The sequence below is a fragment of the Paenisporosarcina sp. genome, from assembly GCF_049671445.1.
Lineage (GTDB): Bacteria > Bacillota > Bacilli > Bacillales_A > Planococcaceae > Paenisporosarcina.
Genome location: NZ_JBATUX010000042.1, coordinates 1 through 7,125 on the forward strand (window position 1 = coordinate 1; position 7,125 = coordinate 7,125).

The following is a 7,125-nucleotide window of genomic DNA, read 5'->3' on the forward strand; positions in this document are numbered from 1 at the left end:
TGATATCGGTAATACTACTATATAAATATAGCAATGATGATTTATAGTAATTCCACAAGTGAGTTGGAAAAGAAATAGGACGTGTACATATTGAAGAAGTTGAGAGTTTGGTTCATCCTGTCGTTAGTGTTGAACTTATTGTTAATAGGAATGGGTAGTTTTATTATGTATAAACAAGGTGGAATGGCCACTGTTAAAAAGTTATTTTCTTCAGAGGAATATTCCGACTACTATATTCAGAAGAAGGTTTCATTTGAGTCGTATGATTATCCTGCTGTGGATAAAGTATTTCTCGGGGATAGCATCACGGATCATGGAGAGTTACAAACATATTTTCCAGGTGAAGTATTACTAAATCGAGGAATTGTTGAGGATGACACGAAAGGTGTTTTGAATCGAATCGATGAAGTGGTTAAGCGTAATCCAAAAGAAGTGTATATTTTGATTGGAATCAATGATATAGCCGGTCGTGTTGGCATCGATGAGTATCAAAAGAATATGGAAAAGATTATTCAATCTTTCGATCAAACAAAGACCAAAGTGATAGTCCAGTCGATTCTACCTGTAAATAACCAAACTTTTGGAAATAAGATTTCCAATGAAACGGTTAATCAATTTAATGAAGTCCTACAACAATTGGTAGAAGAACACGACATTCAATACGTAGATTTGAATCAACATTTTAAAAATGCTGACGGTCAATTACAGAAAGCATACACCGTGGATGGAGTTCACTTATCTGGTGATGGATATGATAAATGGATGGAAATTTTGAAGAAATAGAATGAGAAAGAGCGATCGAGATTTCTTCGATCGCTTTTTTGATATGATATTTAATTTATAGGTAATATTAACTAATTAAAAGGGTTTAAAAGTGATAGAAATTAGTTTAAATGTTAAAATATTTCGATATTTTTGTAAAAAAATGGTTTTTCGACATTATCAGACAAAAATACTTCTTTGAAATTTGAAATGAATCATTTATACTAAGCTATAGATAAAAAGTCACTTAATTAATTTTTAATACATACTGAATATTTACATATGATTCTAAATGCCTATAAAAATGAAAAATTAATAGTGTGAGAAAATAACTAGAAGAAAGTGGGAATGAAATCTATGGTGAGAATATTTAAGAAATCGTGTGCTATGTGTAAAGTTCAAGATGTAGATATGTTTAAATATGAAAATCGAAGTGGAATACGTATGCTTTTTTGTCATTCCTGCAAACAATATGCAGAAAAAAGATCATTTAAATTAATTAAGCACTATCCAAGTGAGGCAAGGAAAAAATTATTTGCTTATTAATCAGTATTGAAATCCTGAGAAATTATTACAAAGCAAAAGCAGCCGAAATTCCATTTCCGACTGCTTTTTTTGATTCCTAAAAATAGGAGCGACCGATTTTATTGGTCGCTCTTTTCTATGAAAAGTTGTTGTGGCCATATTTTAGTATTTCCAAATTAGTAGGATAAATGGATGGATGCGAAGATATTATTTAATGAAATATTGTCAGATAGGCACTTTTTTAATAAAAAAATAGCATTCGACATTATTTTACAAAAGTTCTTATTTGAATAGTGAAATAATTCATATATACTAAATAATAGATAAAAGGTCATGAAAATAATAGATTTAGACATTTATTTAATACAAATGGGAATCTAAAAGCCTATAGATTATCCAATTAGTTGTAATTGTTCTTAGTTCATACATAGAGAGAGAAAAAATATGAAGTAAAGTGGGAATGAGATGCATGGTGAGACTATTTAAAAAATCGTGTGGTATATGTAAAGTTCAAGATGTTGATTTGATTAAGTATGAAAATCGAAGTGGGATACGTATGGTTTTCTGTGAATCGTGCAAAAGTTATGCGGAAAAAAGATCATTTAAAGAGATTAAGCGTTTGCGAGGTAAGAAAAATAAGGTTGCACACCTTTCGATGAGTGATTCAAAAGCTGGTAGTTTACGTTCTAACTAAAGAGGTTACATTGATCAAACAAGCAGTCGAAGAAATTCTTCGACTGCTTGTTTTTGTATTATTTAAGTTGTAATGCACCTTTTGACACGACAATGCGTGCATTGAATTTTTCATAGACTGCATAAATCGGATAAGCAAACGCTAGGAAGACGAAAGCGGTCGGTATTTTTTCGATAAATGGCCAGAAACCAGCGATATAGGTTTGAAGAGTAACACCGATAAAAATAAAAACAGGTGTAACTAAAATTGCTAAGACCAATAGCCATGGTGTAACTTTGGTTTCTTTGAATTTTGCGTCACAGTGTGGGCATGTCATTGAAAATGGGTTTGAATATTTCTGAAAATTTTCTTCGGTAATTGAGTGTCCACAGTTTGGGCAAGGTAATGATGGATCCATGGTGATGATAATCTCCTTAATAAAAGCATATTTTGTTTTATTATACTAATGGTAATTCACATATTAATAGGGACTTTGTGTTTAAATAATGTAATTTATTGCATATTTTATATGAATAAAGAGTGTGTGAGGCGGCCGAAATTGCATCTTCGGCCGCCCTTTTATGTAAAATGGTATCATGCTTCTTTAGTTTCGCAAAAGGGTTGAAGGTTTAAATTAACGGAAATTTCTTACTTTTTGAGTTGGAATAGATTAAGATAATAGGGAATTGGTTTATTGACGGGGATGAGAAAGGAGAATCTTGATGAGTGAGGGGTTTATATACGAAGAGGGAAGTCAAATTGTTATTAATACACGTTCTGTTCAAGTTGAAAGTTTACGAAATGATGAACGATTTATTATTAATGATCAAGAAGTTTCAGTGGAGAGGGTTGAGTTAGCTAGCGATTTTTTGCGAGATATTCCTTATTCAACGACTAAAATGGTTTATAGGGTAACGATTAACCAGTTTCATGTAAACCGTGATCTTTCCTTCCAGCTAGTGTGTGGCGAGGATGAATATTTTTTTGCGATAGAAGATGACTTTTTGCGGTTATTAGAAAATAGGGATGTTGTTGAGTTGATTAATCGAATGTCTCCGAGAGTTGAGATATTGAGTCATTCAGAAAGTGCGACCGAAGTTGAAGCGCAGATTGATAAGCAACAAGTGAATTATTTGTTACAACCGGAAATTCAAAGTCTTTCCGCTAATGAACTTACTGATAAAAAGAGTTTTTATATTGTACTCAATCAGTTTAGTAAAGAAACGAGTGAGCTCGGTCTTTTTAGGTTGCTACCAGATGGAAATTCTTCTTTTCGCAAAGTTAAGGTAGATGATGTGGATGAGCAGCAGGCAAGTGAAAAGCCTGTTGCGATCATCGTTCACGGGTTAGTTTCTAGTATTAGTGATGCCTATTTTAGTTTGTTTGATTATCTTCAAAAGGATTTTGATGTGTATGGGTTTGAGTATTTAACGGTTAATGAATTTATTAGTGATAGTGGAGAATTATTTGCTGGTGAATTGGGCCGTTTGAAGAAAAAGTATCCTGATAAAGAAATCATGATCGTTTCACATAGTATGGGGGGCTTAGTCAGTCGTTCGGCAGCTAGTAAACACGGTGCGAAAATTGATCAATTAATCATGGCAGGTACTCCTAATCATGGTTCTCTCTTAATTAGTGTTCCGATATTGGCGAGGTTGTGTTTAGTTGTTAACGGCGCTTTTGGAAATGGCAGAAACTCTATTAAAAGTGAAGACTTTTGGGATTTAGTGAGAGTGAAAAAGTTAAGGGGTTTAGAGGATCTTGCGAATGATTCGGGGTTTGTTTCGGAATTGAATTCTACTGATCGTTTAGATGCTGATAAGAAGTACTTTGCGATAACAGGAAAGTATTTGGGTCTTTCAAATGATATTTTAGTAAATATCGATAACATGATTTCAGTAAATGAAATAAAAATGCCGCACATTTCTACGAGTTGGAACCATTTTAATTATTATGAGGGTGAGAGTGTCGAGAATTACGTTGGAGAGGCTATTCGGTATTTAAAGTAAGGTTTACCATAGGACAAATAGAATTTGAAAAGGGTTGATTGACGTGTTGCTCTTTATTAAAATTTTAGTTTGGCTCGTTTTTACGGCTTTGCTTGTTTATATTGTTTTTAGCTGGAAAGGAAAAATCAATGCAACGAATTTAACTTCTATACGAAAAACTTGGTATGGAATCTTCCTTTTTGGTGCATTGGTTTATTGGACTGATAAGCCGGACAGTATTTTAGTCGGTTGGAAAAATTATTTAATCGTTGCTGTGATTTTTATGTTGGTGGATGCGTTTATATTTTTGAGTTTATATTTAAAAAAGGTTGGAAATAATGAGCTGCACAGTCTTCCTGAAACTATTAATGAATTAAGTGATAAAATTGGGGATAATAAAGAAAAAATACGGATTACACGTGGTATATTGCTTAGTGATTCGATAATCGGGTATTATGAAAGTAACGAAGACTATTTAAATGGTTTGAAAAGTATCATTCAAGAATATGCTGCTGAAGAAAGATTAATCATTAATTTCTTTAGCTATACCACTAAGTTTGAAAAAGAAGAGTTAATGAATCGTCATAAACGAAAGAACTTTATTAATATTGATACTCAACTCAATTTATTGGAGACTTATTATAGTAATGACAGTAAATTAGCTTTATATCCGTTTACATTGAATGATTCCATTTATGTATTAGAGATTAGAACGACTAAGTCAATTAGTGAGGTCGATATTTTACTTGTGGATATATTAATTAATATGTTTACGCTATCTTCTGAGCTTTACATTATAGAAGGGGGGATTTCAAATGACTAATTTTGTTGTTGATCGCGAGGAAGAATATCGCAGGAAAATGAATAGGAAAAGATCAATTGTTACTTCCCCTAAAGTAGGTCAAAGTCCGGAAACAAAACGTTTGGAAGAATTAAAAAAGGAAATCTCTCGAAGTATTCATAAATCTAAACTTGTGTTAGGCAAAGATTTCGAATGAAAATTCACAGCGAATTCGTTGTGAATTTTTTTGTTTCATCGCATATACTAGTAAAAAAGGGTAAGGTGGTTATTTTTGGGAAAAAAGAAGCAGGAAATCAAATTAATTTCCGGAAAAATTAACCCTTCACCTTCTGACATTGCTCTGATAAAGAAAAAAGAAGAGGTTTTAAGTATCCTAGAAAAAATAAAGAGAACCATATTTTTATAAACATCGATTGAAATATTAATAGGGTTATAGAAAGGAAGAAGCGGCCAATGCAACTTGGGTCGCTTCTTTTTATCGTTCAACTAATCATTTTGTTTGGTGTTGGAGCTTACTCGATGGGATCGATTTTAGAAGCATCCTTGGTATTAAGAGCAAGCGTAAGGGCATAAACGAAGGTTCCGAACAATATTCCTAAGCACATTACGAGTCCAAGCGTGACTGTTAAATAGTATGTCATACAAACCGCCTCCTTTTTGAAGTATATGCGAGAGGGTTGTACATAATAAAAAAGATTAGCTGATATATGTGAGTGAAATGGAAAAAACACTCACTATATATCAACTAACCGTTTTATTCTCTAGTTAACTTATTTCTGCAAAGGTGCAGAAGTGCAATCAATTGTCTATCTTTAGTAAAGAGGACTTGATCACACTTCCAAACATCTTTGAATACAAGCGTAATGACTTCTTCAGTATGGCGTTCGTTTTGAAGGTTGCCATAGATGATGTTCCATAACCATAGATTGTGAGTGTCGTATATACTTTCAAGTGCTTCTTTTCTTTGGGTCATTGAATATTCATGGTGTTGACTCACTCTGACGTTCACACTCCAATACCTTAAAAAAGCTTCCATTTTCATAGAATACGAATGTGAGCAACTTTTAGATTAGTAATTAGCGAAATTTGTGGAATAGATTGTGCAGTGTGATGTCTGTAAAGAAGTAATCAGGTTTTTTAAAATTATGTGGTACTTTATCGTACATTTGCGCTGGCCGCACGTTCCGCATGAGCCAACAAGTATGAAAAACACATACTTGTGGGTCTCATTCTTCACGCTCTTGCGGCATGCTAGGCGCAAATGTACTCTTTAGTTTTCCATTAATATAAACAACCACAAAATAAGTGGAGAAAAATGAATTTTTTCCTGCAACTATATTCGAACATTGTAACAAGTTACAATTGTCTGTTCTATTCATGAAGAACATCTGGTTGATTGGAGTGAAAGACGGCGACTCCTGCGGGAATAGCATGAGCTGAAGACCCCGCAGACGAGCTTGCTCGTCGAGGAGGCTGAGGCCATGCCCGCGGAAAGCGTCCGTCTGAAACTGAAATCGACCACTACTAAATATAAAAAAGGAACTGCCCTTAGTCATATTTTATGACTTTTAGGACAGCCCTCATTAGTGTAATTCATTAACTCCAAACTTCAATCAGGTTTTGACCATCCGTTAAAACTTCCTCTAACGCATCTTTCCCAATCTTCACGCCGCCTTGGCGATAACGGTTTTGAAGGCTCTCATAAGCTAACTCTTTTCCGTTAACCGTTAAAGCACCTGCTTGACCAGATAAATGGTAACGAATTGTAACAGGTTTTCCATATACGACAAATGAACATTCCAAGCCATCTAAAGAAGCGGGAAGCACTGGGTCAATTTCTAAGTGATTGGCTTGTTGGCGAATGCCTAGGCCGTTAGAGATTAACTGGTTCATGTAAATTCCAGGACCACTTGAGTAAATGCGCCATCCGCCTTTAACAGAAACTTGACCAGTTCTTAATTCGCTGAAGCGCTCTTGTGCTTCGTAACGCGTTTTGAAGTTACCGTCTGAGCTACTAAAGTACGCATTGCTTTGACGTTTTTCAGCATTCGACACGACTTTGGTGATGCCGATTGGATTGATCGTTTCAAGACCTTTCCACACTTCGTCTGTTCGTCCGAGTTTTGCCATGGCTTCCACAAAACGAATATGAGCATGAACATATTGCAGTCCAATTTCACGTCCGAAATTGGAAGCTTGTTCTGCACGCTTAAAGTGTTTACTGACACCGCCATCGTAATTAGCTGGGCGGTTCATTAATCGAACGCCATCTGGGCAGTAGAAATGTTCTTTGATTAACGCTTCATGACTGGCTGCTTCTTCAGGCGTCAATAGTTCACTAATCATGCCTCGAGTCATTGGCAATAAACGATAGT

The 7,125-nt window shown here is 34.6% G+C and carries 8 protein-coding genes and 1 pseudogene; 5 read left to right on the top strand and 4 right to left on the bottom strand.

The features are described 5' to 3' along the window. The first annotated feature begins 90 nt into the window (after positions 1 to 90). Positions 91 to 783, top strand: a complete 693-nt coding sequence (locus WBG45_RS06325) for a GDSL-type esterase/lipase family protein (protein ID WP_424413009.1) — start codon at positions 91 to 93, stop codon at positions 781 to 783. Positions 784 to 2,039: 1,256 nt separating this feature from the next. Here WBG45_RS06325 and WBG45_RS06330 read toward each other — a convergent pair. Next, a complete protein-coding gene (locus tag WBG45_RS06330) occupies positions 2,040 to 2,378 on the bottom strand; it encodes a hypothetical protein (protein WP_424413011.1) in 339 nt (112 codons plus the stop codon). A gap of 304 nt (positions 2,379 to 2,682) precedes the next feature. Between WBG45_RS06330 and WBG45_RS06335 the strand changes: the two genes are divergently transcribed. From WBG45_RS06335 to WBG45_RS06350, 4 genes are all read left to right on the top strand, one after another. Then, positions 2,683 to 3,969 carry an esterase/lipase family protein gene (locus WBG45_RS06335; protein ID WP_424413013.1) on the top strand — a complete coding sequence of 429 codons (1,287 nt, stop codon included), beginning with the start codon at positions 2,683 to 2,685 and terminating at the stop codon, positions 3,967 to 3,969. A gap of 43 nt (positions 3,970 to 4,012) precedes the next feature. Then, complete coding sequence (locus tag WBG45_RS06340) at positions 4,013 to 4,771, top strand: type II toxin-antitoxin system SpoIISA family toxin (protein ID WP_424413021.1); 759 nt, start codon at positions 4,013 to 4,015, stop codon at positions 4,769 to 4,771. Next, a complete protein-coding gene (locus tag WBG45_RS06345) occupies positions 4,764 to 4,946 on the top strand; it encodes a hypothetical protein (RefSeq protein WP_424413015.1) in 183 nt (60 codons plus the stop codon). The genes WBG45_RS06340 and WBG45_RS06345 overlap by 8 nt, the downstream gene beginning before the upstream one ends. 75 nt (positions 4,947 to 5,021) lie before the next feature. Continuing rightward, positions 5,022 to 5,156 carry a hypothetical protein gene (locus WBG45_RS06350; RefSeq protein WP_424413017.1) on the top strand — a complete coding sequence of 45 codons (135 nt, stop codon included), beginning with the start codon at positions 5,022 to 5,024 and terminating at the stop codon, positions 5,154 to 5,156. A 106-nt stretch (positions 5,157 to 5,262) separates the two neighbouring features. Here WBG45_RS06350 and WBG45_RS06355 read toward each other — a convergent pair whose 3' ends face one another. The 3 genes and pseudogenes from WBG45_RS06355 to WBG45_RS06365 all read right to left on the bottom strand — a co-directional run. Continuing rightward, entirely contained in the window at positions 5,263 to 5,391 is a 129-nt protein-coding gene (locus WBG45_RS06355; protein ID WP_424413018.1) for a hypothetical protein, read from the bottom strand. Between the two features lie 113 nt (positions 5,392 to 5,504). Further along, the gene (locus WBG45_RS06360; protein ID WP_424413020.1) at positions 5,505 to 5,723 is read right to left on the bottom strand and encodes a hypothetical protein; all 219 of its coding nucleotides are present in this window, start codon (positions 5,721 to 5,723) and stop codon (positions 5,505 to 5,507) included. 623 nt (positions 5,724 to 6,346) lie between these two features. Beyond that, positions 6,347 to 7,125 (bottom strand): annotated as a pseudogene (locus WBG45_RS06365) (GH36-type glycosyl hydrolase domain-containing protein); the annotation flags it as partial.